At 42.5% G+C, this 26,265-nt stretch carries 26 protein-coding genes, 1 pseudogene and 1 CRISPR repeat array; of the genes and pseudogenes, 19 read left to right on the top strand and 8 right to left on the bottom strand.

What is annotated here, in order from left to right:
- Nucleotides 1-371: 371 nt before the first annotated feature.
- A complete protein-coding gene (locus ACE1AQ_RS12015) occupies nt 372-1,409 on the bottom strand; it encodes an aspartate-semialdehyde dehydrogenase (protein ID WP_008207301.1) in 1,038 nt (345 codons plus the stop codon).
- A gap of 324 nt (nt 1,410-1,733) precedes the next feature.
- On the opposite strand from ACE1AQ_RS12015, the gene tig reads away from it, so the two are divergent.
- Nucleotides 1,734-3,131 (top strand): trigger factor, encoded by a 1,398-nt coding sequence (tig, locus tag ACE1AQ_RS12010; protein ID WP_110545273.1) that lies wholly within the window; start codon nt 1,734-1,736, stop codon nt 3,129-3,131.
- Nucleotides 3,132-3,381: 250 nt separating this feature from the next.
- On the opposite strand, the gene ACE1AQ_RS12005 is transcribed toward tig, so the two are convergent.
- A complete protein-coding gene (locus ACE1AQ_RS12005) occupies nt 3,382-3,534 on the bottom strand; it encodes a hypothetical protein (protein WP_172969769.1) in 153 nt (50 codons plus the stop codon).
- Nucleotides 3,535-3,601: 67 nt separating this feature from the next.
- Here ACE1AQ_RS12005 and clpP point away from each other — a divergent pair, with 67 nt between their 5' ends.
- The 4 genes from clpP to ACE1AQ_RS11985 are packed head-to-tail and all read left to right on the top strand — an operon-like array spanning nt 3,602 to nt 6,714.
- A complete protein-coding gene (clpP, locus tag ACE1AQ_RS12000; protein ID WP_002736918.1) occupies nt 3,602-4,303 on the top strand; it encodes an ATP-dependent Clp endopeptidase proteolytic subunit ClpP in 702 nt (233 codons plus the stop codon).
- Nucleotides 4,304-4,313: 10 nt separating this feature from the next.
- Nucleotides 4,314-5,648, top strand: coding sequence for an ATP-dependent protease ATP-binding subunit ClpX (gene clpX, locus ACE1AQ_RS11995; protein ID WP_008207299.1), 1,335 nt, complete (start codon nt 4,314-4,316; stop codon nt 5,646-5,648).
- Nucleotides 5,649-5,669: 21 nt separating this feature from the next.
- Nucleotides 5,670-5,879, top strand: a complete 210-nt coding sequence (locus ACE1AQ_RS11990; RefSeq protein WP_004160464.1) for a hypothetical protein — start codon at nt 5,670-5,672, stop codon at nt 5,877-5,879.
- Complete coding sequence (locus ACE1AQ_RS11985; protein WP_110545274.1) at nt 5,857-6,714, top strand: alpha/beta fold hydrolase; 858 nt, start codon at nt 5,857-5,859, stop codon at nt 6,712-6,714. The genes ACE1AQ_RS11990 and ACE1AQ_RS11985 overlap by 23 nt, the downstream gene beginning before the upstream one ends.
- Nucleotides 6,715-6,726: 12 nt before the next feature.
- Here the strand turns inward: ACE1AQ_RS11985 and ACE1AQ_RS11980 are convergent, their stop codons facing one another.
- A complete protein-coding gene (locus ACE1AQ_RS11980; RefSeq protein WP_110545275.1) occupies nt 6,727-7,677 on the bottom strand; it encodes an undecaprenyl-diphosphate phosphatase in 951 nt (316 codons plus the stop codon).
- Between the two features lie 370 nt (nt 7,678-8,047).
- On the opposite strand from ACE1AQ_RS11980, the gene ACE1AQ_RS11975 reads away from it, so the two are divergent.
- Together ACE1AQ_RS11975 and dps are read left to right on the top strand one after the other, a co-directional pair.
- Entirely contained in the window at nt 8,048-8,779 is a 732-nt protein-coding gene (locus tag ACE1AQ_RS11975) for a glutathione peroxidase (protein ID WP_106908914.1), read from the top strand.
- Between the two features lie 39 nt (nt 8,780-8,818).
- A complete protein-coding gene (dps, locus tag ACE1AQ_RS11970) occupies nt 8,819-9,352 on the top strand; it encodes a DNA starvation/stationary phase protection protein Dps (RefSeq protein ID WP_008207290.1) in 534 nt (177 codons plus the stop codon).
- Between the two features lie 43 nt (nt 9,353-9,395).
- Here the strand turns inward: dps and ACE1AQ_RS11965 are convergent, their stop codons facing one another.
- Nucleotides 9,396-10,679, bottom strand: coding sequence for a protein kinase (locus ACE1AQ_RS11965; RefSeq protein ID WP_110545276.1), 1,284 nt, complete (start codon nt 10,677-10,679; stop codon nt 9,396-9,398).
- A 419-nt stretch (nt 10,680-11,098) separates the two neighbouring features.
- A CRISPR array of direct repeats spans nt 11,099-11,950; the repeat unit is 36 nt; unit sequence GTTTCCAACTAATCCTATTTGACCTAATAGGTAAGG.
- Nucleotides 11,951-12,623: 673 nt separating this feature from the next.
- Here ACE1AQ_RS11965 and ACE1AQ_RS11960 point away from each other — a divergent pair.
- The 8 genes from ACE1AQ_RS11960 (at nt 12,624) to ACE1AQ_RS11925 (ending at nt 20,124) form a co-directional block, all read left to right on the top strand.
- Nucleotides 12,624-13,226 carry a Uma2 family endonuclease gene (locus tag ACE1AQ_RS11960; protein WP_110545277.1) on the top strand — a complete coding sequence of 201 codons (603 nt, stop codon included), beginning with the start codon at nt 12,624-12,626 and terminating at the stop codon, nt 13,224-13,226.
- A 15-nt stretch (nt 13,227-13,241) separates the two neighbouring features.
- Nucleotides 13,242-14,273, top strand: coding sequence for an SAVED domain-containing protein (locus tag ACE1AQ_RS11955; RefSeq protein WP_110545278.1), 1,032 nt, complete (start codon nt 13,242-13,244; stop codon nt 14,271-14,273).
- Between the two features lie 7 nt (nt 14,274-14,280).
- Nucleotides 14,281-15,705: a type III-B CRISPR-associated protein Cas10/Cmr2 gene (locus ACE1AQ_RS11950; protein WP_110545279.1), complete on the top strand. Its 1,425-nt coding sequence runs from the start codon at nt 14,281-14,283 to the stop codon at nt 15,703-15,705.
- Nucleotides 15,706-15,715: 10 nt separating this feature from the next.
- Complete coding sequence (locus ACE1AQ_RS11945; RefSeq protein ID WP_110545280.1) at nt 15,716-16,699, top strand: type III-B CRISPR module-associated Cmr3 family protein; 984 nt, start codon at nt 15,716-15,718, stop codon at nt 16,697-16,699.
- A 142-nt stretch (nt 16,700-16,841) separates the two neighbouring features.
- Nucleotides 16,842-16,967: a hypothetical protein gene (locus ACE1AQ_RS11940; RefSeq protein ID WP_002757501.1), complete on the top strand. Its 126-nt coding sequence runs from the start codon at nt 16,842-16,844 to the stop codon at nt 16,965-16,967.
- A 262-nt stretch (nt 16,968-17,229) separates the two neighbouring features.
- Nucleotides 17,230-18,057, top strand: a complete 828-nt coding sequence (locus ACE1AQ_RS11935; RefSeq protein ID WP_002736838.1) for an RAMP superfamily CRISPR-associated protein — start codon at nt 17,230-17,232, stop codon at nt 18,055-18,057.
- Nucleotides 18,058-18,076: 19 nt separating this feature from the next.
- Nucleotides 18,077-18,484, top strand: coding sequence for a hypothetical protein (locus ACE1AQ_RS11930; RefSeq protein WP_002757498.1), 408 nt, complete (start codon nt 18,077-18,079; stop codon nt 18,482-18,484).
- A gap of 5 nt (nt 18,485-18,489) precedes the next feature.
- The gene (locus ACE1AQ_RS11925; protein ID WP_110545286.1) at nt 18,490-20,124 is read left to right on the top strand and encodes an RAMP superfamily protein; all 1,635 of its coding nucleotides are present in this window, start codon (nt 18,490-18,492) and stop codon (nt 20,122-20,124) included.
- Nucleotides 20,125-20,446: 322 nt separating this feature from the next.
- On the opposite strand, the gene ACE1AQ_RS11920 is transcribed toward ACE1AQ_RS11925, so the two are convergent.
- The gene (locus tag ACE1AQ_RS11920) at nt 20,447-21,355 is read right to left on the bottom strand and encodes a transglutaminase family protein (RefSeq protein ID WP_110545288.1); all 909 of its coding nucleotides are present in this window, start codon (nt 21,353-21,355) and stop codon (nt 20,447-20,449) included.
- Between the two features lie 162 nt (nt 21,356-21,517).
- Here ACE1AQ_RS11920 and ACE1AQ_RS11915 point away from each other — a divergent pair, with 162 nt between their 5' ends.
- Nucleotides 21,518-22,981, top strand: coding sequence for a GTP-binding protein (locus ACE1AQ_RS11915; protein ID WP_110545291.1), 1,464 nt, complete (start codon nt 21,518-21,520; stop codon nt 22,979-22,981).
- 226 nt (nt 22,982-23,207) lie between these two features.
- On the opposite strand, the gene ACE1AQ_RS11910 is transcribed toward ACE1AQ_RS11915, so the two are convergent.
- Both ACE1AQ_RS11910 and ACE1AQ_RS11905 read right to left on the bottom strand, forming a co-directional pair.
- Nucleotides 23,208-23,504, bottom strand: a complete 297-nt coding sequence (locus ACE1AQ_RS11910) for a type II toxin-antitoxin system RelE/ParE family toxin (protein ID WP_008207247.1) — start codon at nt 23,502-23,504, stop codon at nt 23,208-23,210.
- Complete coding sequence (locus ACE1AQ_RS11905; RefSeq protein WP_002737442.1) at nt 23,489-23,677, bottom strand: hypothetical protein; 189 nt, start codon at nt 23,675-23,677, stop codon at nt 23,489-23,491. The genes ACE1AQ_RS11910 and ACE1AQ_RS11905 overlap by 16 nt, the downstream gene beginning before the upstream one ends.
- Before the next feature lie 475 nt (nt 23,678-24,152).
- On the opposite strand from ACE1AQ_RS11905, the gene ACE1AQ_RS11900 reads away from it, so the two are divergent.
- The 3 genes from ACE1AQ_RS11900 to ACE1AQ_RS11890 all read left to right on the top strand — a co-directional run bounded on the left by ACE1AQ_RS11900 (nt 24,153) and on the right by ACE1AQ_RS11890 (nt 26,159).
- The gene (locus ACE1AQ_RS11900; protein ID WP_008207246.1) at nt 24,153-24,845 is read left to right on the top strand and encodes a Crp/Fnr family transcriptional regulator; all 693 of its coding nucleotides are present in this window, start codon (nt 24,153-24,155) and stop codon (nt 24,843-24,845) included.
- Nucleotides 24,846-24,979: 134 nt separating this feature from the next.
- On the top strand, nt 24,980-25,468 hold the full coding sequence (locus ACE1AQ_RS11895) for a DUF29 domain-containing protein (protein ID WP_039900719.1): 489 nt from the start codon (nt 24,980-24,982) through the stop codon (nt 25,466-25,468).
- A 61-nt stretch (nt 25,469-25,529) separates the two neighbouring features.
- Nucleotides 25,530-26,159, top strand: a complete 630-nt coding sequence (locus ACE1AQ_RS11890) for a zeta toxin family protein (protein ID WP_253257751.1) — start codon at nt 25,530-25,532, stop codon at nt 26,157-26,159.
- Here ACE1AQ_RS11890 and ACE1AQ_RS11885 read toward each other — a convergent pair.
- Nucleotides 26,147-26,265, bottom strand: a pseudogene (locus ACE1AQ_RS11885) (IS4 family transposase); the annotation flags it as partial. The gene ACE1AQ_RS11890 and the pseudogene ACE1AQ_RS11885 overlap by 13 nt on opposite strands.

Raw genomic sequence — 26,265 nt, 5'->3', positions numbered from 1 at the left:
CTGAAGGCAAGAGGCAAAAGAAAGAATCTGGCAATCCGCTTACCTAAAAAGAAGGTTAGAAACTAAGTACATCGAGGCTTTTAGCTTAACAAATTAGGTTTTAGATTCGGTCTTTGTTATCGGGTTTTGAGCGTTCAACAATCAGCCTTTATTTATCCGATTAATTAGCTATTTTTCTATTTAACCTCTTGCCTCATTAATTTTTGAGGTTTCAAAAACGGCAAAAATAAGGATTAAATTGCATAAAATTATTCATTCTTAATTCTCCTGACTACTGACTACCGGATCCTAACCCTAACAACCATTTTTGATTTTTACCAGAGGTCTAATTATTATCGCCTTGACCTAGCTGAAGGCCGATAGCTTAATTATCAAACTGTTGCTAATCTTGAACCGACGAGATTTTTCTTGACTAAAAGTTCGGCAATTTGTACGGCATTTAAAGCCGCACCCTTGCGAATTTGATCGCCGCATAGCCACAATTCTAGACCGTTAGGATGGGATATATCTTGACGAATGCGTCCCACTAATACTTCATCGCGACCACTAGCATCAATTGGCATGGGAAAATAATTAGCGTCCCAATCTTCCACTAATCTTACCCCCGGAGCGGACTGAAGAATTTCTCTAGCCTTCACCACAGAAAAAGGCCGACTAAATTCTAGGTTAACTGATTCCGAATGGGCCCGCAGGACGGGAACCCTCACACAGGTGGCGCTAACCCGCAGCTCTGGACAAGCAAAAATCTTGCGGGTTTCGTTGACCATTTTCATTTCTTCCTCGCAGTACCCTTGACCATTAATCGGGGTATTGTGGGGAAAAAGATTAAAAGCGAGGGGATAGGGGAAGGAATTAGTGGGAGGTTGCCGATTGTCAAGAATTGCTTGTGCTTGCTGTTTTACCTCCTCCATGGCTCGGGCCCCAGCACCACTGGCGGACTGATAAGTAGAAACTACTACTCGCTTGATCGCCTGTACTTGGTGGAGAGGCCAGATCGCCACTCCTAAAAGAATTGTCGTACAGTTGGGATTAGCGATAATGCCTCGGTGATTGTCCACACTGTCGGGATTGATTTCCGGGACAACTAAAGGCACTTCGGGATTCATGCGAAAAGCGCTGGAGTTATCGATCATCGTCGCACCCGACTCGACAATAGTTTTCGCCCAAGCTTTCGAGGTGGACCCCCCCGCAGAAGCAAGAACGATATCCACGTCCTGAAAAGAGCGCTCGTTTACCGCTTCGATTAGCAGACTTTCGCCCTGAAAATCGAGGCTTTTTCCAGCAGAACGCTCGGAAGCGAGTAATTTTAGACTAGCGAGAGGAAATTGACGACTAGCTAATAACTCTAGTAATTCCGTTCCCACGGCCCCGGTGGCCCCTAAAATAGCGACCCGTACTTTTTGACTCAAATTGTGTGACCTCCTGACGAGTTGGGTGATGATAATGATCCGAAGAAATCGTTAAAGTAAAAAATCTTTTTTGTCCACCGAGTTATTCTAAAACTTGGATTCATCGGCCTTTGATCAGCAAAATTTTCTGATTGGGCTTAACTGCCCCAAGGACGGAATAAATTAAATATACCCCATTGACCGCTAAAATAAAAAGATTGTGACAGCTTGGGGAACAACTGCAGCTATTCCCCTAGAATATCATGAGCGGGAGGGATCCAGCGCCGGCGCAAACACCGCTCACCCTATTATAAACGTTCCTTGTCGTAAGAGCTAGAAAAATCGATGAAAGTTATTCAGGAAAAGCTTCCTGCCAGTCAGATAGGTTTAGAAATTGAAATTCCCGCCGAAACCACGAAAAACACCCACGAGCAAGTGGTCAAGAATTTAGCGAAGTCGGCCAATATACCCGGTTTTCGCCCCGGCAAGGTTCCCCGTCAGATTCTTCTGCAAAGATTGGGAACTAAAGCGGTAAAAGCGGCAGTAATTGAGGAATTAATCGAAAATTGCCTCGAATCTGCCATGAAACAGGAGGGGATCGAGTCCCTGGGTAATCCCCAGCTATTGTCTAAGTTTGAGGATTTGATCGCTGCCTATGAACCGGGTAAAGCTTTGACTTTTTCAGTTTCCGTGGATGTGGCCCCGACAATTGTTCTCGGAGATTACGAAAATCTGAGCGTTACTGCCGAAGAAACTGTTTATGATCCCGAATCCGTGGAAAATTGGTTTAAAGAGCGTCAAGAACAGTTAGCAACATTGGTTCCCGTGGAAGATCGCGGGGCGCAGCTGGGAGATGTGGCGATCGTTGATTATCGAGGCAAATCCGCCGAAACCGGCGAGGATATCCCGGATATTGACGGCGAAGATCTGCGGGTGGATATGGAAACCGGACGCTTTATCGAGGGGATGGTAGAAGGAATTGTCGGCATGAAACCGGAAGAAGTCAAAGAGATGACTTTAACTTTCCCAGAAGATTATCCCAAAGAAGATGTGGCAGCAAAAGCGGTAATCTTTACCATTACGATGAAAGAGTTAAAGGCAAAGGAATTACCAGAGCTTGACGACGATTTTGCCCAAGAAGTCAGCGATCAGGAAACAATCGCCGAATTAAGAGCAAGTTTAGAGAAACGTTTCCGAGAAGAAGCGGAGAAGGAAACCAAAGACAGCATTTATGATGCTTTAACTCAGGAATTAGTCAAGGGTGCGACTTTAGATTTACCGGAGACGCTGATCGAGAAGGAAGTGACGCATATTTTGACCCAAAGCTTCATGCAGTTCCAACAAATGGGGCTAGATGTCAACCAGTTGTTTACAAAAGATAATATTCCCAAAATGCGGGAAAGCACCCGTCCCGATGCGATCGAAAGTCTGAAACAGACTCTGGTGGTGCAGGAATTGGCTAAAGTCGCCGGCATTGAAGTCAGTGCCGAAGCGGTAACGGAAAAAATCGCCAAAATCATGGCGCAATTGTCCGATCGCGACATAGATATGCAGCGTCTGGAGCAGGTGATCACCGAAGAAATCCTGGCGGAAAACACCCTGGCATGGCTGAAAGAAAAAGCTACTATCACCCTCGTCCCCAAAGGTTCCCTAGAGGAAGAAACAAGCGAGGAGGAGGAAACAGAAGAAACCTTCGCATTCACCGAAGTGGAAGTGTTGGCAGCTGAGGCTGAGGAAGAATAACCGTAAGGAGTTAGCAGTCGTGTTGGGGTGTTGGGGTGTTGGGGTGTTGGGGTATTAGTTTAATTCCCCCATTCCCCCATCCCCCCATTCCCTGATAACTCAGCAATTCTAAATTTGCGCTGTAGCAAGGGTTTCAGGTTTTAGTTCACGTAATACGGGGTAAAATTCAACGGGATTAACAAGTTCATTTTACGAGTCTTCAGGCTTTTAGGCATGATAGTACACTCAGAATTGCCCCAAAAACCCCCTTTTAAATGTTCTTTAAATCCCTAAAAGGCTTGCTGTGTCTAAAACTGATAACTGATAACTGATAACTGATAACTGATAACTGATAACTGATTCCTGCCAACCGGGGGAAACTTAGGGCATAATAGATGGACAGAAGTGCTAAAGATGCTGACACATTTGCCAGTAAAAGCTCCACAGCCAAGCAAAAACCCTAAGATTGTGATAGCGGAACCGAAAAAATTATGCTCGAATCGAGATCACCTGACTACCCAATTACCAGTAATTGTCGCCCTGCTATCTACGCCAACACGGGGAGAAACTCCCTAGCTAACGTTTTACCCGTGGTAATCGAACAGTCTGGCATGGGTGAACGGGCTTTTGATATCTATTCTCGACTCCTGCGCGAGAGAATTGTTTTTCTGGGAACTCCCGTCGATGATCAGGTCGCTGATTCGATCGTCGCCCAACTCCTCTACTTGGAGGCAGAAGATCCCGAAAAAGATATCCAACTTTATATCAACTCCCCCGGTGGTTCCGTTTATGCCGGACTGGCTATCTACGACACCATGCAACAAATTCGCCCCGACGTGGCGACAATTTGTTTCGGTTTAGCCGCTAGTATGGGAGCATTCCTGCTTTGTGGTGGCGCGGCAGGTAAACGGATGTCCCTACCCAGTAGCCGGATCATGATTCACCAACCCCTCGGCGGCGCCCAAGGTCAAGCTAGTGATATCGCCATCCAAGCCAAAGAGATCCTCTATATTAAACAGAGACTCAATACCATGCTGGCTCACCACACTGGTCAACCCTACGATCGCATCGCCAACGACACCGAACGGGACTTTTTCATGTCGGCCGTCGAAGCCAAAGAATATGGGTTAATCGATCTGGTGATTTCCCGTCCCGAACTGCCCGATCCTACCGTTCCCGTTACTTCCCTGTAAATAATAAACTATGTCTAAATACGACTCCCACCTCAAGTGTTCATTTTGCGGCAAATCCCAGGAACAAGTGCGAAAATTAATCGCCGGGCCGGGGGTCTATATTTGTGACGAGTGTGTGGAACTGTGTAACGAAATTCTCGATGAGGAGTTGATGGAACCGCCCAGTCCGGTCGCCCCAGTGGAGGAACGTCCCAACAAACGGCGATCGGGCCAAAATAAAACCACTTGGGAACAAATTCCCAAACCAAGAGAGATTAAAAAATACCTCGATGACTACGTTATCGGTCAAAATGAGGCGAAAAAAGTGCTGTCTGTGGCCGTTTATAACCATTACAAACGCCTCAAAGATATCCAAACCCAAAAAGCCGGTGGCGGTAGTCCAGAAGATAGCATCGAACTGCAAAAATCCAATATTCTGTTAATTGGTCCCACAGGATCGGGAAAAACCCTTCTGGCTCAAACTCTGGCCAAAATCCTCGATGTACCTTTTGCTGTCGCCGATGCCACCACGTTAACCGAGGCCGGTTATGTGGGGGAAGATGTGGAAAATATTCTCTTGCGTCTGTTACAAGTGGCAGATTTAGACGTGGAAGAGGCGCAGCGGGGCATTATCTACATCGATGAAATCGATAAAATTGCCCGCAAGAGCGAAAATACCTCGATTACCCGGGATGTGTCCGGAGAAGGTGTTCAGCAAGCTTTACTGAAAATGTTAGAGGGAACGATCGCCAATGTTCCCCCCCAAGGCGGCCGCAAACACCCCTATCAGGATTGTATTCAGATTGACACCAGCAATATCCTGTTTATCTGCGGTGGGGCGTTTGTTGGTTTAGATAAGGTGATCGATCAGCGTCTCGGTAAAAAATCCATGGGCTTTATTCAACCGGGAGATGGCCAAGCTAGTAAGGATAAGGTAGCGGCAGGGTTATTAAAACAAATGACTCCCGATGATTTAGTCAAATTTGGCATGATTCCGGAGTTTGTCGGTCGGATTCCCGTCCTAGCGGCACTGTCACCCCTGGATGAGGAAGCTTTAATCGCTATCCTGACGCAACCCCGCAACGCTTTGGTGAAACAGTATCAAAAACTGTTGAAGATGGACAATGTACAGTTAGAGTTTAAATCTGATGCCGTCCTAGCGATCGCCCAAGAGGCCTATCGTCGCAAAACCGGGGCCCGGGCCCTACGGGGTATTGTCGAGGAATTAATGCTCGATGTCATGTACGAATTGCCCTCGCGCAAGGACGTGAAACGCTGTTTAATCACCCGCGAAATGGTGGAAAAACGTTCCACGGCAGATCTATTGGTTCATCCTTCCTCTCTACCCAGTCAAGAATCCGCTTAAGGGGAAAAATCGAGGTTAACCATGCTGAACACCGTTCCTGCGATCATCAAAGAAGGCCGGATCGAACTCCTCGAATCCGTGCCGATTCCGGAGGGTACTAGGGTTTTAGTCACCCTCATCCCAGAGGAGACAAACTCGGATTTCTGGCAAAAAGTCAGCGAAACTGCACTGGCTAAGATTTGGGATAATCTGGAAGACGACATCTATCATGAAAACTCAAATAATCGATAAAACAATCACTGTTCGCGGTGTTCCCCATTATTACGAGTGGATTCGACAGTCGGAATCTCCCCAAAAAAAGCCAGTGATGGTGTTTATTCATGGTTGGGGAGGATCGGGACGCTATTGGCGATCGACGGCTGCGGCAATTTGCGATCGCTTTGATTGTTTATTGTACGATATGCGCGGTTTTGGTCGGTCTAAATTGCCAGAAAAATCCCCCGATCTTTCCTACGATTTAGAAGAATATGCCCTTGATTTGGCCTTGTTTTTAGATAGTTTGGAAATGGAAAAAATCTATCTCAATAGTCACTCTATGGGGGCATCGGTGGCGACTTTTTTTATTACTATGTACCCCGAAAGAGTGGTCAAAGCAGTTTTGACCTGTAATGGCATTTTTGAGTATAATAAAGCGGCTTTTGCTGCCTTTCATAAATTCGGTAAGTATGTGGTACAGTTTCGTTATGATTGGTTTTTAAAAGTACCTTTTGCCGATCGATTATTTATGGCGAGATTCTTGCATCGATCGATCCCAAAATTAGAAAGAATTGCTTTTTTAGAGGATTTTTTAGCGGCAGATTACGAGGCCGCCCTAGGCACAATTTATACATCTGTGAGTAAAAAAGCAGTGGAAATTATGCCGGGTAAATTTGCTGAGATTAAGGTACCAACTCTTTTAGTATCGGGGGAAAAAGACATTATTATCCCCGCCAAAATGGGCAAAATGGCGGCGGATTTGAATAATAATATCCAGTATGTGGAGATGGCTAATACTGCTCACTTTCCCATGTTAGAAGATGCCCCTACTTATCTACAAAAATTGCAAGATTTTTTAGAAATTAATTAGAATGCCAAAAGGTCAGGAAAAACGACCCAAGGCCACACCAATCAGGATAGTAACCCCGAAAAAGAGACGATACCAGACAAAAACCCAGGTACTCTGTTTTTTGAGATAATCTAATAACCAAGCGATCGAAAGATAGGAAAATAGCGCCGAGGAAATTACCCCAATAGCCAGGGGAATTAATTCACTGGTGTTAATCTGGTCGAGAACTCCTTTAAATTCCACTAAACCGGCTAAAGTTATCGCCGGAATCCCCAACAGAAAGGAAAATCGCGCCGCTACGGCCCTTTCTAAACCCATGAATAACCCGGCAGTTAAGGTGGACCCAGAACGAGATACCCCCGGTATTAGCGCTAAAGCTTGGGCTAATCCCATTAAAACCCCGTCTTTTTGTCGCAAAGTCTCAAAACTGCGTTTATGTTTCCCGATTTTTTCGGCCGTACCTAAGAGTAAAGACATGACTATAGAGGCACAGGCGATCGCAGTCATGCTTCTCAGGGGGGAATTATCTAAATCGGGAATGAAAAGTTTCATTAACAAACCGAAGAAAACGATCGGAATTGTGCCTAGGATAATCCCCACGGCCAAACGAAAATCCTGGGAACGATAATCGGAACTAGCCACAGCTTTCACCATTCCCGTGGATATTTGCCTTAAATCCTGCCAAAAATAGGACAATACCGCCGCAATACTGCCCAATTGAATCACTGCCGTATAGGTGACACCGGGATCTCCCCAACCCAAAAAGACGGGAATCGCTTTTAGATGAGCGGTACTGCTAATCGGCAAAAATTCCGTCACTCCCTGCACGAATCCCAAAAAAATCGCCTGTAACCAGTTAATTTTTGCCAGAGGTATGGCGCTAGGGGTTGATTGGGCAATGGCGGCGGGTGTAATCGCCAAAATCACCGTTATTATCGCTAGTCCTAGCCATTTATAGCTTTTTTTCAGGAAGGGAAACATCATTTTTCAGTAAAAAAAGGGGTGGGGTGTGGGGAGAAGTGGGAATTATGAATTATCAATTATGAATTATGAATTGGGAGGTGGGGAAGTGGGGAGAAGGGAGACAGGAGACAGTATACAGGAGACAGAAGTAACTGATAACAACGGACGAATCTAAAACCTTATTTGTTCAGCTAAAAGCTTTGATGTACTTAGTTTCTAATCTTCTTTTTAGGTGGGAGAATTGCCAGATTCTTTCTTGGAGGCCCTTGCCTCTTGCCTTCAGTAACTAATTTAAGTATAAATACTTGTTGACAACTCATAGTCGTTATGAGTACACTTAATTTAGATAAACTCGAAATGAGTACGACTTAGCAATTAGGAGTTGATGATTATGTTACCAAACCGAGAAGGGAAGAGAGTTCCCGATGTCACCTTTCCCGTGCGTCAAAATAATCAATGGGTGAACATCACCAGCGAGGAATTATTCAAAGGAAAAACCGTTGTTCTTTTTGCCTTACCCGGGGCATTCACTCCCACCTGTTCCACCTCCCATTTACCCGGATATAACGAATTAGCCCCAGTTTTTCGGGAAAATGGCGTAGATACTATTGTTTGCTTGTCGGTGAATGATACCTTTGTCATGAACGAGTGGGCAAAGGACCAAGAATGTGATAATGTCGTCTTGATTCCCGACGGTAACGGCGAATTTAGCGCAGGAATGGGGATGTTAGTCGATAAAGCTGACTTAGGTTTCGGTAAACGTTCTTGGCGCTATTCGATGCTAGTCAAAGATGGTGTTATCGAGAAAATGTTCATCGAACCGGAAGAACCGGGAGATCCTTTCAAAGTCTCCGATGCGGAAACGATGTTACACTATATCAACCCAGAAGCCAAAAAACCGCCTTTAGTCTCTCTTTTCTCGAAAGTGGGCTGTCCCTACTGCCTCCGGGCTAAGAAAATGTTAGAGGAAAAAGGCCTACAATACGAAGAAATTATCCTCGGACGGGATGCCACCAGTCGTTCTCTGCGGGCCATGAGTGGCAATACCACCACCCCACAAGTCTTCATTGACGGCAAATTAATTGGCGGTTCGGAAGAGTTAGCAGCTCATTTAGGAGCATAATTAATCAGCTATTCTGTTAACTGATCAAGGAGAAAGATTATGGTAGCCACTCCAGTCAAAACCAAAACCACGGGACAATACTACGCCACCCGCATCGATTTAGCATTAGATATCCGCAAAGCTGTGGTTGAAATCCTAAGCCAAACCCTTGCCGCTAGTTTAGACCTAAAAACTCAGGTTAAACAGGCCCACTGGAATGTAAAAGGTTTAAATTTCTACCAATTGCACAACCTCTTCGACGAAATGGCCACGGAATTAGAAGGCTATGGGGACATGGTAGCAGAACGGATTACCGCTTTAGGTGGAACCGCTTTGGGAACAGCGCGCATCGCCGCCGCTAACTCGATTCTGCCGGAATATCCGGCTGATATCGTCGATGGTAGTGAACATATCGTTGCTTTAGCCGAACGTTATGCCTTATACGCCGCCCATCTTCGTTCTGCTATTGATACCACTGGCAATCAAGGGGATGCCGACACAGCAGATCTCTATACGGAAATCTCCCGGGACATCGATAAACGTCTCTGGTTCCTAGAAGCGCATCTGATTAAATCGGAAGATGTTATCGGTTAATTTATAGATAAATTTGGGGTGTGTTAACGTAGCTTAATACACCTTAAATTCTCGTAATCGGTAAACGTAGCCAATCACTTAACTGTTGTGCCAACCAATCTAATTCGGCTTCGCTAACATCTTCACTGGCAGTGATAATATATTCTCGATGGTTGGCAACGAGAACCAGAGAAGGAGGAATAATATTAACATTTTCTCCCTGCATAGTGACGGTGACATTGCGACGAATGAGACTATAAATTTCGGAACTAGCAGCATCGGCAGTTAGTTTAAATTTCAGCCCCCAGAGTTTTTGATAGAGAGAAACTTTTTTGGGGGTAATTTTTAACTCTAGTTCCCCCTGCCAAAAAGATTTCCATAACTGCCAAGATAAACTAGAGGAGATTAAATTGAGCAGAAAAATTAGGATAATTGGGATTAAAAAAGCGACCAGTTTGAGATCATAAATACCGACTATGGTTAAGAGGGTAATCGCAAAGAATAGGGATGGTAAAAACTGTCTTAACTGGGTTTTGAGATTATTGAAAAACTTTTGTTTGGTTTTACTAGCGATTTTTATTTGCAGGAGATTATCTGTTTTATAAACAGTAACTTCGCTGCCGTAGGGTTTGGTCAGATTGCCAATAGATACTAAGATCAATTGACAACTATATAAGCTGGCTAAAGCTTCTGTCACCGAACGAAAATGAGAGTCTGGGGGGGAGTTTGATAATCTTTTTAACCAATAGATGAAAAAAGCGCTTAGATTAGTTTTTTGTTCAAAGTTTTCGGGTATGTAACGATGCTTAATCCCCGTGGCTAAACTAATCAAACTTTTACCTATATCCTGTAAGTCCGTGGTGGGAGAATCGGAATCAAAGGCAAAATCAACTAGATAAAAACGATGGGACTGGGTATCAAAGAGGATATTACTAAGTTTAATATTGCCGTGGTTAATGGGGACATCCTGCTGATGGAGATAGGAGAGAATCTCCAAAAGATATTTGGCAATTTGTTTGAGATCTTGTTCTGCTAACAAATAACTGGAGTTAAGATAGTTTTCTAAAGGCTGCGCTGATAAATAAGGTCGGACAATAGCGATGATTTGTTCTTGGGATGAATCTATCTCAAAGCTATCGAGGTATTTGGGGAGAGATGGGTGGGAGAGTTGTCGCAATAGGGCAATTTTACTGGTTATTTCTCCGATAAACTGACTCCCTTGTCCCCTAGGAACAGAAATAAGTTTAATGATAACTAACTGGGTGGTGTGTCTGTCCCTAGCTAAGATAGTTTTTTTTCCCAGTAACTGTTGGACTTGATAACGACTATGGAGAACTCGATCGAGCATGGGGGAGAATGGAGTAAGTAGTATCTCTAGGATAGCTCACTCTGGAAACTCTAGCCGCTATCTTTAGCATCCTTTTAATATTTTAACAATTGATTAAAAATTGCAACTTTACCTAGAAAGAACTGCTAGGGCAGTCCTATTTGAGTTATTTTAATTATCTATTCGCCAAGGCTGCCAGCAAGGGGAGAGCAAAAGGGAACGGTGAGCATTTCTAAGACTGCCATGACTTTTTATTGTTAGGAATCCTAACGGATTGCTGAACATATTACTGTCTTAACCATGTTTTCAGTTTTAGCGAACAATCACGCCTAATTGTAGCATTTTTATCGATTTTTGTCAAGATATATTTGACATTTTTTATCTTATTTATTTGCCAGGATTTATTAGAAAAAGGGTTTCTTTTAGAAACCCTTTTTCTGCCTTTCAACTAATCCTATTTGACCTAATAGGTAAGGTCCTTCGAGTCTATCCAAGGAGATTGTTACAAAAAGGATGCCGCGTTTCCAACTAATCCTATTTGACCTAATAGGTAAGGGGTGTCCAATTTGGACGCTATTTGGCAGGAAAACTTCTATGGGTTTCCAACTAATCCTATTTGACCTAATAGGTAAGGTTGTTTTTTTCTTACGAGGCGAGCCTTCGCTAGTAAAATGTTGTTTCCAACTAATCCTATTTGACCTAATAGGTAAGGTGGTTTTTCACATACTACTACCAAATCACTTTGGTGTTTCCAACTAATCCTATTTGACCTAATAGGTAAGGTTTTAGCTGATAGAGTTGAAAATGGCGAAATTATCGGGTTTCCAACTAATCCTATTTGACCTAATAGGTAAGGTTGTAATCCATGTTCACCTATCATGGGATGCTTCTTCGTTTCCAACTAATCCTATTTGACCTAATAGGTAAGGAGCATATTTTTGGTCGGGCTGTGGACATCAAACCAGCAAGTTTCCAACTAATCCTATTTGACCTAATAGGTAAGGCCGTGCCGCCATCGAAATCCAAACAGCTATCCAGCTGTTTCCAACTAATCCTATTTGACCTAATAGGTAAGGAGCGTTTTATTCGCTAGGTGTCATAAGCGCGCTATTGCTGTTTCCAACTAATCCTATTTGACCTAATAGGTAAGGCAGCCATCATTGGGGTAACGTACAAAGTCGCTATGTTTCCAACTAATCCTATTTGACCTAATAGGTAAGGTTGAACTGATTCGAACGGGGATGTCTCCTAACGAGGTTTCCAACTAATCCTATTTGACCTAATAGGTAAGGAGTACCCCTTGGAAAGTCTCATCGAGAGGGGAAGACAGACCCCCAAATCGACGCACCTGCAAAAAGAGGGTTAAAAAGTGGTACTGGGGGGGGTAAAAGTCCCGATACCAAAGGGTAGAACCCTGACTGGGAGAGCAATCGACGCACCTCAACCAGAGAATCGGGGTTTTAGGTCGGGGAGGGGGTGCATCGATTTTCAGTCAAGAGTTAGGGGACAAGCTAGATGATGTAGAGATTTGGGGGTGGTTGAGGAGGAGAACCTCCCATCACCAATAATCTAGAGACAGCTTCTTCGGAAATCCCATAGAAGCGCACATCATCCTCTTGAGAATTGACCCTTTCTACTACTTTAGCGTACAGTTTCCGCCTCTCGATGTGTAATTAATTTTGCTTAAGTAATTATCTGTAATTAAGTAGCTGGTTATAATTAAATTAAAAATGGATTTTAGGTTCGATCCCCCCTGCCCCCCTTGATAAGGGGGGTGCCGATAGGCGGGGGGATCTGACAATTTTTAACGCCTACCTACTTAATTGTCTAGCTACTGATTAAGGAGGGTAGCGGGGGTGGGAGTTTTTTTTAAGGATTTTTTAACCCCCAAAATCCCCCGATTCTGGCGAGCAATCAGTATCATGGATAACAACAACAAGCTTTAGGTCTAATCCGATAAAAATCATGACCTACCTATCTCCTAAATTATTCACTTTTGAAGACTTTTTAAACCAGTATGGAGATGACCCACGCTATCAATTAATTGACGGGGAGTTGCGAGACTTGGAACCCACTGGACCTCAGGAATCCGTAGCGGGAAAAATCGCAGGAAGACTGTGGGGAGAAATCTTGCGATTACATCTACCCTGGACAATTCCTAAAAACTGTTTGCTCCGTCCAGAATCGGGTCAAGCTACTGCTTTACGTCCCGATGTCATCATTTTAGATGAAGTGGACTTTAGCACCGAACCTCTCTGGGAAAAACAACCAATTTTAACTAGCTCCCCAGCAATTAAATTAGTGGTAGAAGTGGTTAGTAGTAATTGGCAAGATGATTATGCACGCAAAGTTGAAGAATACTCATCTTTAGGTATTGCTGAATATTGGATTGTCGATTTTCGTGGATTGGGTGGCATCTCTTTTATCGGTAAACCCAAACAGCCTACTTTGACTATTTATCAGCTAGAAGGTGATGAATATCAACAAAAATTATATCGTCTTTATGAGCGCATTAGTTCGGCAGTTTTTCCCGAATTGTCTCTGTGTCTTCTCGATATTATGCCCTAAATCTCTAGTAAAATTATGCTGAAATCTCTTAAAAATGTCCTGGGTAATCTGCGTCAATATCCCTATAATATTATCTTTAATCCCCTCACCAATGCAGCATTAGCCATCGCCGCTATTTTAGCACTAATTGCCGATCAATTTGGCCAGGGATATTATCTAATTTTTCTGATTACTTTGGCTCTAGTTATCATCGGTATCTGGCTAGAATCTCAGAAATACGACCTCTATAAACATCAGGCGATTCCTCTACCGATAGTGATTAATATTGCTAATCCTGCCGATAGTAATAAGGCTCTGCAATCGCTTTTTAATATCATCGAAACAGAAAATAAATACAAAGATCATCAAAATAATCTTGACCAGTATCTCAATATTAGCGAAACAGATTTAATTTTTAACTACTCCTGTGATATTTATGATCAAGAAATGCTGAGAGCTTTTCTGCAAATACTACGCTATAATCTAGAGAAACTTAAGAAAAAAACTCCCCAAAATACTATTATTTATCTTGCCTATATCGGTCCGATTAGCGTCGCTATTATGGTCGGCACTATTCTCGCTACCGAAGGAGTAAAAATCTTTCAATATAATAAATCTTCTGATAGTTATTATCCTGTGGTGGAAATTAGCGATCGCAAACTTAAAGAAGATATTAAGGAATACGAAAAATTTGAGCGTGTTGTCACCGAAAAAGGTCAAGATAGAGTAACTATAGCCATCGATGTTTCTTCCCATAAAATTAATCTTAATGATCAGAGTATTGAAAACTACGGCGATTTAATTTATCTGAAAAGTAAAGGCAGTGGTACAATTGAAAAAAATGAAGATTGGCTACAATATTCTAGAGAAATTTTTAAAACTATCAATATCGCTCAACAAAAAAACTATCAAGAGATTAAGCTAGTTTATTCCATGCCTATAACTTTGGGAATACTTGTCGGAATGGCCGTTCAACAATACTGGCCAATTCTCCTAACTCAATACGAAAATTCTACCTACAGAAATCTTATTAATCTTCAGGAATTTAAACTTTATCGAGGACAATAAAGATCAAATGAACTATACTGTAATTACCTTTGCTCCTGTGCAAGGATTCATCGAAAAATCGCGTAAACTAAGGGACTTATACGGTGGTTCTTTTTTATTATCCTATCTTGCCGATGCTATCTGTCAGGCAGCGGATAAATATCCTGAATGTAGCCTTATTTCTCCCGCTTTAATTGACGTTAAAAGAGGAACTCCCAACCAAATCTTAATCGCGGGTAATTTTCCCAAAAAAGAGGCCGAACAAGTCTTCAATGACGCATGGCAAAAAGTGGTTAATAAGTGTCGGGTTTGGATTGAACAAAATTTACCACAATACAATTATACTTGGCGACGAGAATGGAACCTATGGATTAATCATACTTGGGAATTCTTCTGGGCGCAAGAGGACTCGATCGATTGTGCGTTTAAAAGTCTGCAACAGAAAAAATATCAACGAGATTGGACGGGAATTAATTGGCAAGGAGAAAGTTCTAGCTTATCGGGTTCCGATGCCATTGTTTGGTATGGAATGACGGATCAAACCCATCCTTTATATTCTAGTATTTCCCAACAAAATAAGCAAATCACCGAATTTTATCAGCAATTAAGTCAAAAACTTTCTAATGCTATCCTCGATGAAACCGAACGTCTTAGCATTCCCGAATTAGTCAAAAGAATGATTACATTATATGATATTGGCAAGCCTTTAAACCTAGAACTTCCTAAAAAATTTGTGGAACTAAATCGCTACGAGGAAAAATCCTATACAGGATGGTTTCAAGGGGACGGTGACGGGATGGGAAATTACCTAAAAAATCTGTCCATATCCTCAAGAAAAGAATTTAGTCAAAGAATGCGACAATGGGGAGAAGAACTAGAAAATTATCTTAACTTTGGTCGCATTATTTATGCGGGAGGAGATGACTTTCTAGGGGTTTTGTTTTCACAAAAATCAGAACTAAAATTAACCCTACAAGATTGTCTATATTGGTTTGATCAATTTCATCGGGAAATCTGGCCAAAACACGGTTATTCTCAGGATATAACTGTTAGCGTCGGTTTTGTTTGGGCAGCTTCAGGAGTTCCTCAGCGTGACATATTGCAACAATGTCGAGAAGCAGAAAAATCCGCTAAAAATCAAGGTAAAAATCGTCTCGCGGTGCGAATTCTTTTTAACAGTGGTAACTATTTAGAGTGGGTTTGTCCCTGGGAAAACTTAAAAGATATCCTCGATAGTTATTGCGATCGCAGTGAAGGAAAAAACTGGACACATTTCTATAATGATATAGCAACTTTAGAAAATCGCCGCGCTTTTACCGATGATAATCACGATATTGCCAATGCAGTTTTTAACCTTTATTTTAATCAAAATATACCCATCGATACCACCTCTCACCAAGATAAAAATAACTGGGTAATTAACCTCTCAAAAGTGGCCAATCATCTCACCTAAACATAGAAAAATGCTGCAATATCTGATCATAATTAAACCTTTGGGATTTCTCTACGGTAGCGCCGGTCCGTTTCTGTCTCCAGAAAATCTAGTTGGACGTTCAGGAAATCGTTTTCCCCCCACTGCTGCCACAGTTTCGGGACTATTTGCTCACAGCAATCCCACCAATATTCGCGATTTACAAATTGCCGGCCCTTTTTGGACAAACAGTGAACAACCAGATAACTTTTTTGTCCCCACTCCCTTTATTTATCTGGCTAAAAAACCCCTCGCAAATTATTTTCAAGACCAAGAAAATAACGACAATGGAAAAATTCAACACACCTTAACATGGCAAGAAAAATGGCAAGAGAAAGACAGTAAACAAATTGAGGGAAAATTCGATCGAGATAGTTGGATTCCTATCAACCAATGGTATAATCCTCAAAAAGCCTATGGTTCTCCGTGGCAATATCATCCCCATCTCCATCCGCGTTTATTAGAGGAGCAAAGAAAGGTAAAAACTGGAGAATTATTCCTCGAAAATGCCGTCCAGTTACATCCAGATGCTTGTCTAGTTTATTTAGCTAATCAACCCCTAGAAAATGGCTGGTATCGCTTTGGTGGGGAATCCCATCTAGTGGAAGTTAAATCACTTGAACTAAGCAGCCATCTCCAAACTTTATTTAATCAAGATGTCGGTCAATATTTTGCCCTCATTACTGCCGCAATCTGGGGAACAAATCGCCTATCAACTCGCAATCCCAGTGATTGGCAATTAGAAACCCTCAACACCGAAAGACCAATAACCTATCGTTATCGATTCGGAGGAAAAGATAAAGTTAAGCGCTTATCTAGGGGACGTTATGCAGTTCCCGCAGGAACAGTTTATCGCTTAAAAAACCCCTTACCATCTTGGCAAAATTGGCAGGAATCTTGGTTCCCCAGCGAAGGGGTTTCTCTCAAACGTTGGGGCTGCGGATTAGCCTTACCCTTAGAAAATATTGCCAAATAAAGCCTATAATTATTGAGTAGGGTAAATGAGACAAGCATAAGTGATAGCTATGGCAAAACTAAAAACTATATTTCCCCGAAAAGCTTTATTAGATTATTGAAAAAGTGGTAATAATCAAGGCTCAAAAATTAGCAAAAATAAAATGCTGCGTATGTTTTTAGATTTTTTGGTAGAAGATGCCTTTAAAAACCCTTCTTCTCTCACTCCTTACACAGAGGAAATGGCTAAAGAAATCGATGAATTATTAAAGGGTGTTGCAATTGATTAGGAATAAACCTATAAGTAGGTAGGCACAATTATTTGTAGGATGGGTTAGCGGTAGCGTAACCCATGCGGGCGTTGGGTTTCATGCTTCAACCCAACCTACGTTCATTTTATATTTAATTCCACCCACCTACTTAGCTTTGTGCTGTCCTAATAGCCTAAATACCACGATAAAATATTAACAAAATCTTAGAAAATCCTGACATTAATATTAACCTAGTTTAGAATAATCCCCAAGCATCTAAAATACTCACTTTTACCAAAAAATGTATCACAAAAGTTATGGCATACTTGAAACCTTAGCACCCCTTCATGTGGGAGCAACCGCAGGAGAAGAAACGGGTAATCTTAACCTCATTTTTCGTGACCAATTTACCCAAACAGCAATTATCCCCGGTAGTTCTATTCGCGGCCGTTTTCGTGCCGATATGAACAATATAGATGAAAAACGTACATGGTACGGACACGAAACAATCCCAGGACAAGAAGACGGAGGAACCACCGAAGCAAAAGTTAAATTTGAATATGCTTCCCTCGTTTGGTTGCCGGTATTTTGTCCCGGACAGCCGATAGTTTGGGTCACTTCTCCCCTATTATTAAAACGCTACAAACAAATCACGGGAATCTCTGCAAAAGTACCCAATCCCTATACTGCTTCCCCTAGTTTACAAGCGCGAGTAGTGCAGGGAGTTAACCGCAATAGCAAAGTTTTATTTTTTAACTTAGGATTTCTCGAAATTGAACACTTAGAGGAGCTTTCTTCGTGGATTCCCCCGCAAGCGGATTTAAAAGCTTCTCAATTAGTCGTCGTTGATGATAACGATATATCCATGCTGCACGATATGGCACTCTACCGACAAAGCCGGGTTAAACTACTAGAAGGTCAGAAAAAAGTGGATACAGAAAAAGGAGCTTTTTTCAATGTGGAAGCTTTACCCGTGGGTAGTATTTTAGTTTTTCCCATTGCTTGCAAAGAAACAGGATGGCAACCTTTTGGAGAATCGGTAAACCAAAAAGAATTATATTTCGGAGGATTAGAATCCATCGGTTTTGGTCGTTGCCAAGTTACTATTTTAAACTACGCTAATCAATAATTACATTTTATCTAATATTATGGCTTGGAAAGAATACAATCTCGATCGCATTGCTCAGAAATTAGTTCTCGCTGCCAAACTACGAGACCGAGATTCTCTCAATCAATCTTTTAAAATGCGTGAATCCGTTTCCTATGGACTAGAAAGATTCTGGGGTGAACATCTGCGCTTACAATCCAAGGAAACCAATAAGGCAAAATACTGGAAAGAAACTTGGGATAAATTAGTCGAAACCATGGCAGAAGCGGGGATTCCTATCCCTAACGATACCGTACAGGTAAATGATACCGAATCTGTTCAAGCAATGGCAGAAAAACTCTGGGAATTAAAGCTAGAAGACCAGAGAATTACCCTCGCTGTTTTAACGCAACTATGCGATTGTTTAGTTTGGTGGACTCAAAGATATAAAGGAACAAAGGAGCGATAAATTATATGGTTAATATTCCCGATATTGGTGACAAAATCCCCTTGATGTTTCGCGCACAAAGCAAAGGGCGATCGCAATTACAATATATTGACTCTAAAAAAGATGAAAATGATAGCCAAAAATGGGTAAAGGAATGGATAGAACGAGTCGATGAAAATCCTCCCCAATTTGGTCAGGAAGTAAAAACCAAAGAATATCAAATATCGTGGCGATTCGTCACTAATGGGGGACAAGATGAAGGAATAATTCGGCCTGTAATGGGTGCTTATGGCATACCATTTTATCCCGGTTCCAGCATGAAAGGAGCCTTTTGTCAAGCTTGCACCCCCGAACAAAAACAACGTTATCACCTCGAAAAAGATAGCGATAACCCTAGTCTTTTGCGCTTCCATGGCGGTTATCCCGTTAATGATTGGACGGAAAATCTTTTAGATATTGTTCACCCGCAACAGGGATGGCAAGTAAAAACCCCAAACACTCGACAAAAACCCAGTGGAGAAAGTGGTTTTGCTTTAATTTCTCTCTATCAACCTACCCTAAAATTTGGCATTTCTACCTCAATAGAACAACCCGATTGGGAGGAGATTTGGACTATCTGGGAAAGAGCTTTAGAATCTGGTCTAGGATGCCGTGTTAGTAGCGGTTACGGCTTACCAAAAGACATTAAACCTTCAAAAGAACCTTTATATAAATGTTTTCTGAAAGGCCAAGGAATGGCTCCTAAAAGCCTCGATGGTGCAAGGGAATTTCGACCCAATATTTTTCGAGGAGCAATTCGCGGTCATGCCTTGCGTATTTTTGGCGGTTTAACTGATGCTAAAAATGCCGAAAAGTTAGTTAATCAGCTATTTGGAGGAATTGACGGAGAAGCAACCCAAGGTTTACTAGCGGTCGATTTTTGTGTCAAATCTCTAGAGTTAGGAACCTTTGCCAAGGGTTACAACGAACCCACCTACACAGTAACAGGAGAATTACGCTGGATTCTCACCCAATCCCAATCTCTCCCCGAAAACCAGCAAGAATGCTTAAAAAAATTAATTTGTTTTCTCACTCGTTTTGCCATGTTATTAGGAGGATTTGGTAAATCATGGCGACGAGCAGATCATAGTATTTTCTATGAGGATTATTATCCCAATAAACCCTTAATTGGCTGTCATTGGCAATGGGGGGATAAAAGTTCTTTAATCAACGATAATAAAGTCAGAGATTTAACTCATGTTCATCCCTTTATCAAAGATGTTCGCACTATTGCTAAACAATGGATGTCCTTACAAAAATATATCCCTATAACTCCCGATAATAGTGCTAAATGGCGAGAAAGTTGGCATCCTAAAAATGTCGAAGTTTGGGGAAGAATTGCCGAAGATAAATATGATTCCCTAGCCATAAAATGGCTTCACAAAGCCTATCAAAAACTGGATAATTTAAGTATCTATAAAACCTCGGTGACAGGAATAGTAACAAAAAATATCAATCAAGTTGGTCGTCTTTGGCATCGAATGTATCCCAAAAATAATCATCAATACCTAGAATTATTAACAATTTTTCCTGATGACTCTGATGATTGTGCTTATTTTCTAGGTTTTCTAGACGAGAATAATGGTCAAGAGGGAAAATTTCAAAAAATTTGGCCGAAATAATCCCGTTTATAGTTAAGCACCTAAGCAAAATTAATTACACATTAGGATTAGTTGGAAACTAAAAAAGTAGGGCTAATTCATGAATTAGCCCTACCCTTATCCCTTACCTATTAGGTCAAATAGGATTAGTTGGAAAGCAGAAAAAGGGTTTTTAAAAGAAACCCTTTTTCTAATAAATTGTGTCAAATATATCTTGACAAAAATCGATAAAAATGCTATGACCCAACGGCAATCTTCGCTTTATTGCATGAGTAGAAAACGGGTTTCTTCGAGAAACCCGTTTTTTGCGATCGCTGGTCAAGAAAAAACCCGATAATTCAACCTATTCCCTCGGATCAAAATCCGGCAGCGTCCCCAACTTGCGAATGGTCACTTTAACATCCATAGACAAAAAGTCATCGGCATCACCAAACCAAGAACCGGAAAGAGGTATGATTTGACCGGGATGACGAGCGATCGCCACTCGAATTAAATCAAAGCCGGCGGTAATTTGATTAGTCGGATCATAATTACGCCAACCGGCCCCGGGTAGATAAACCTGTAACCAAGCATGGGTAGCGCCAGAGCCAGTCATCCCCACTTCACCACCGTCGAGGGCAGCATCGTAGAGATAGCCACTGACAAAACGACAGGCTAAACCCAATCTTCGCAAAGCTTCGATCATCAACCAAGCATAATCGCGACAAGTTCCCGACTTTAGCCGCAGGGTTTCTCCGGGGGATTGAGTTCCTTCACTCTCCCTGGATTGGTAGGTAAAATTATCTTTGATAGCCGCCATCATTCTTGCCATGACATCGAGGGTATCATCTTGGTCCCCCGCTACAAAACTTTTGGCCCAAGCTGCCAAGCTGCCGTCGGCATCCTCAGCGTGGGGACGCATAAACACCACTAGATCTAACCATTCATCGGGGGTGTACTGGATGGGAATTTCGATCGCCCGTTGAGCGAGGGGAAAATCAGCGATCGCTTTTAAGCCAAAATGTTCCGCCCGTAATCGACAGGTAACGATTAATTCTGACGCTGGTTCAGCAAATTCAAGCTCTACCACGTTGTTAGATAGAGTATCCATAGTCCAGCGCGTTTTGGCGGCAATATTCGCTTCTACAGAATAACTGATAATTCTTTCACCGTGACCGGCACTAGGCAAAAAAATCGCCCGATGTTCCCCAAAAGTTACCGGTTTACGATAATGATAGGTGGTGATGTGTTCCAAGTCGTAGATGACACTCATCCTGATTATCCTTAATAAAGTAGCTGGTTATAATTGAAGATAAATCCCCCCTTGATCCCCCCTTGATCCCCCCTTGATCCCCCCTTAATCCCCCCTTGATAAGGGGGGTATCTGACAATTTTTAACACCCACCTACTTAATCACTGATAACTGATAACTGAAATGACCTCTGACCCGTCTCTCGATCGAGCTTGGAATACCGAAGACCTAGAACAAGCGCTTCGAGGTGTCGGCACTATTCAAGAAGAACTCAACTATAATCAGGCACGCAATTCTCTGAGCAAACTTGTTGAGCGTCTGGATCTTACCTCGATCGAGAAAATTGGTCTAGAAGCGGAGATCGATCGCCTGGTGGCCCTGCTAGAAAAACTCGATCGATCCCTGATTCAAATTGCCGCTTTTGGCCTGGTGGGCCGGGGAAAATCCTCGATTTTAAATGCTCTGGTCGGTCAAGAAATCTTTACGACCGGTCCCCTACACGGAGTTACCCGCACCATTAAAGGGGTAAATTGGCAGTTAAGCAGCGATGATACCTTCCCCAATCTAGCGCGTCTGACCCTGAACGGCCAGGGTAATGCTCAGGTGCAATTGCTTGATACTCCCGGTATTGATGAGGTAGATGGGCAAACGAGGGAAATTCTCGCCTGTCAGGTGGCGCAGCAGGTGGATTTAATCCTTTTTATCATCTCTGGTGATATGACCAAAGTGGAATTTTCCGCCTTGGCCAAGTTACGCGAAGCGGGAAAACCGATGATTTTGGTCTTTAATAAAATCGATCAGTATCCGGAAGTCGATCGCCTCGCTATCTATGAGAAAATCGCCTCAGAACGGGTGAAAGAATTACTCTCCCCCGATGAGATTGTTATGGTGGCAGCCTCTCCCCTCTTGGCGGAGACCGTCAAGGGGCAGGATGGGCGGCTAAAAACGCAACGATTTCGCGGAAAACCCCAGATAGAAGCTCTGAAACTCAAAATTTTGGAAATTCTAGAGCGAGAGGGTAAATCGCTCGTAGCACTCAATTCTATGCTGTATGCGGACGAGGTAAACGAGCAAATTGTCGCCCGCAAAATGGCTATCCGCGATCGCGGGGCTAATCAATTGATTCAAAAAGCAGTGATGATCAAAGCATCGGCGATCGCTCTCAATCCAGTGACGGTGTTGGATCTGTTTACGGGAGCAGTTATCGATCTGGCCATGATTCTCGCTCTTTCTCGCTTATACGGCATCGATTTAACTCGTCAGGGGGCGATCGCTCTTTTACAAAAAATTGCCCTCAATATGGGGGGTATTAGTGCCAGCGAATTTTTAGCGGTTTTGGGCTTAAGTTCCCTCAAAGGACTGCTCGGTCTCTCGATTCCTGCCACTGGCGGCATTTCTCTCCTTCCCTATACTTCGATCGCCCTGACTCAAGCGGGAGTTGCCGGTGTATCCTGTTACGCGATCGGCCAAGTGACGAAAACCTATCTCGCTAATGGGGCCACCTGGGGACCCGATGGCCCGAAGGCAGTGGTAGCCAGTATTCTCGATTCCCTCGATGAAACCTCGATTCTCAACCGGATTAAGCGGGAATTAGGCTCAAAATTGGCGGGTGGGGGACTTTTCAGTGTTGCCAAAGGCACGGCGTAGCCGTCCAGTAAACAGTAATCAGTAATCAGTGAACTGAAGGCAAGAGGCAAGAGGCTCCCAGAAAGAATCTGGCAATTCTCCTACCTAAAAAGAAGGCTAGAAACTGAGTAGATTAAAGCTTTTAGCTTAACAAATTTGGTATTAGATTCAGCCCTTGTGAACTGAAAATTCAAATCTGACCACTGATCACTGATAACTGATCACTGATAACTGATCACTGACTAGATCAATCCAAGAAATGCTTACTATGGACGACCGCCGCTATAATAACTACCGCCCCTTGAATTTGATAGATCAGACGGTAGGCATAGGCAGACTTTTCTCGGATGGTATCATCGCTAAATTCGGCGCATTTTTTCGCTTCTAGGGGACAATTTTCTAAAGAATAGCTTATATCAAGAATTCGACGCACGACGGCCGCCGCGTAGGACGGGGAATCTCGACTGATATAAGATGCGATCGCATCCACGTCTTCAATTGCTTTGGGCGACCAGACAAGGCGATAATTCACTCGATCAGCCATTTGTTTAAAAGACCCTCAACTTCTTCTTGGGGGATTGTATTCTCCAGAGAGGCAGCGTTCAAACTTTGACGCACCTTCTCCAGAACGTATAAATGATACTGAATATCTTCAATTGAACAATCATCGGGTAATTGATTCAAGAGGGATTCCACTTTTTGTCTAATGCTATTCATACAAGTTTGACCGAAGTTTTTAAGGAAAAGTATAAATTTAAATTATCTATCAACTATCATCTATGGCAGTTATCTTAATAGTGAGGTACGAAGTATCTGGTTTTAGGGAACAGGGAACGGTTAACAGGAGCTGGTCGCCAAGAGATAATGCCAAATTTCTTTATACTTCATCTTTAAGAGAAACGCTATATCATAGATAGAAAACTAATAGTTACGCATCCTATCTTATGCCATAGTCCCCAGAAAAGCGAGAAAAAGTTAAGAATAGATAAGCTGATTATCTAGCTTTTGTAACATTGGGGCGGGTATTCTGTTAAGAATGCTTAATAATTCCCCTATCTGCCCAATCCCCGCGACTTCTAGGCATTATTGACCAATAACCATCTAGCGGCCACAAGACACCCCCCCAATCGCAGCAATTTTTTGTTACATTAGTTTACAGTTCCCTCAACGCCCCAGTGGGTTATTAATTTTAATGTCTTCTTCGGTTCCTTCGTCGGATTTTGTACCCTTAATCGGTCAAGAAACAGAAATCTTTAACTGGGCAAAATCCCATTATCGTAACCATACCTTTGCCAAAGATGAAAAAGTAGCCACGCGCCCCGGACTGTTATACTTTGTCGAATCTGGGGCGATTCGTATTGTTGGTAAGGCACAAGTTAACGTTATCGACCAAAAATCCGCCCGTCAACCACCTATTGCCGATAGTGAGGAAGTATTTCTCGGTTTTGTGGGTGCAGGTCAACCTTTTGAGATTGTTTCTCAATTTCCCTTTCAATTACAAGCCCAAGCTCATCTAGACGGAACCGAGTTAGTCTGGTTATACTGGGAAGACCTACAACAATGGCCGCAATTGCGATCGGCTGTTATGGAAACTTTTCGCCATCAATACCAGCGTAAGTTATTTTGGTTGAGTATTCTCGGTCAAAAACGCTCCCTCGATCGATTAATGGGGTTCTTGGTTCTATTATTGGAAGAATACGGTCAACCCTGTGGGGAAGGCTATTATCTCCCCTATCCCCTAACTCACGCTCAAATTGCCAGCGCCATCGGCACTACCAGAGTAACAGTAACAAGATTAATCGGTAAATTGCGACAACAAAATTCGATCTTTTTTAAGCAGGATAATCTTATCGGATTGCCCAGTTTATTTTTGAGTCAGAATTAATTTTTCTGCGGTGTTGCTGACTCAAGCTATGAATGCCAACTGTGCATCCTATCCAAAAGTTAGTTTGGCTCCAGGTTTTAAAAACCCCACACAAGAAGATTCCTATCACAAATCAGCAACCCCAGAAATCTATTATGACCGCACAAACCCCACCATTGATCTTCATGCTCTACGAGGAAGATTTTGTTCTCTGGACAGAAAAAACCGCCGAACTTTTAAAGCGAAAAGAGTTTGACAGAGTGGACTGGGAAAATCTGATCGAGGAAGTGGAGTGCATGGGGAGAAGCGAGCGCGAAGCTGTCGAAAGTTTATTAACTCAACTATTAATCCATCTTTTAAAACTGAGTTATTGGACAACGGAAAGAGAACGAAATGCGCGTCATTGGCTGGGAGAGATAGCCACTTTTCGAGTGCAACTGAAAAAAAAGATCAAAACCCAAACGCTAAAAAATCATGCCATTAATTCCTTTGGGGAGGCCTATTCAGACGCAAGACAAACCCTAATTGATGGGAGAATTGTCGATAAAAATATAATTCCCCTAGAGTCTATATTCACTCTCGAACAAGTATTAGACGGGGATTGGTTCCCCATCGATATCGCACCTTTTCTTACGGAAATTTGAGAGCCACTGATAGTTAGTTCGAGGTTATCTCAAAATAATCTGGAGGACGACCTTTTCCCTCATGTCTGATGTTTATCTAATTGGTGGCCCCAATGGTTCCGGGAAAACCACCGTCGCTAAAAAAATTTTACCCAACTTTTTAGGCGTTATCGAGTACGTTAACGCCGATGAAATTGCCGCCGGACTCTCACCTTTTAATCCTGAGTCGGTTGCTATCCAAGCAGGACGGTTGATGTTAGAAAGGTTGGTAACGCTGAAGTGCCAAGTAATAGATTTTGCCTTTGAAAGCACCCTGGCATCCCGACATTTTGCCCGTTTTTTGAGAGACTGTCGCAGTTCTGGCTATAGGCTCAATCTTATTTATTTTTGGCTACAAAGTCCAGAATTAGCTTTAGAGAGAGTTCACAGAAGGGTAGCCAGTGGCGGTCATAATATTCCTGAAGATGTGGTTCGTCGTCGTTATGAGCGGGGACGTATTAACCTCATGCAGTTGTATTTACCTTTGTGCGATACTTGGATTATCTATAATAATTCTGGGGATGAACCGCACTTAGTTGCTGCGTTAGGATTTAATCAACCTCCTATTATTTATAACCCAGACACCTTCCGAATCAGAAATGTTGAATCTCGTAACAAAACTTTACATTTAAGAACAGGACAACCCCAGAACGCCATTTTTCAGATTGAATAGACAATTTTCCTAAACCAGTGTACATAGCTGATATGTTGACACATAAAACTCTGTAAATAGCGCAATTTATCTAATAAGCTTTTGCCAAATACTTCTTCAATATCTA

The sequence above is a fragment of the Microcystis sp. BLCC-F209 genome, from assembly GCF_041928595.1.
Taxonomy (GTDB): Bacteria; Cyanobacteriota; Cyanobacteriia; order Cyanobacteriales; family Microcystaceae; genus Microcystis.
This window is presented reverse-complemented; position numbering and strand designations above follow the sequence as displayed.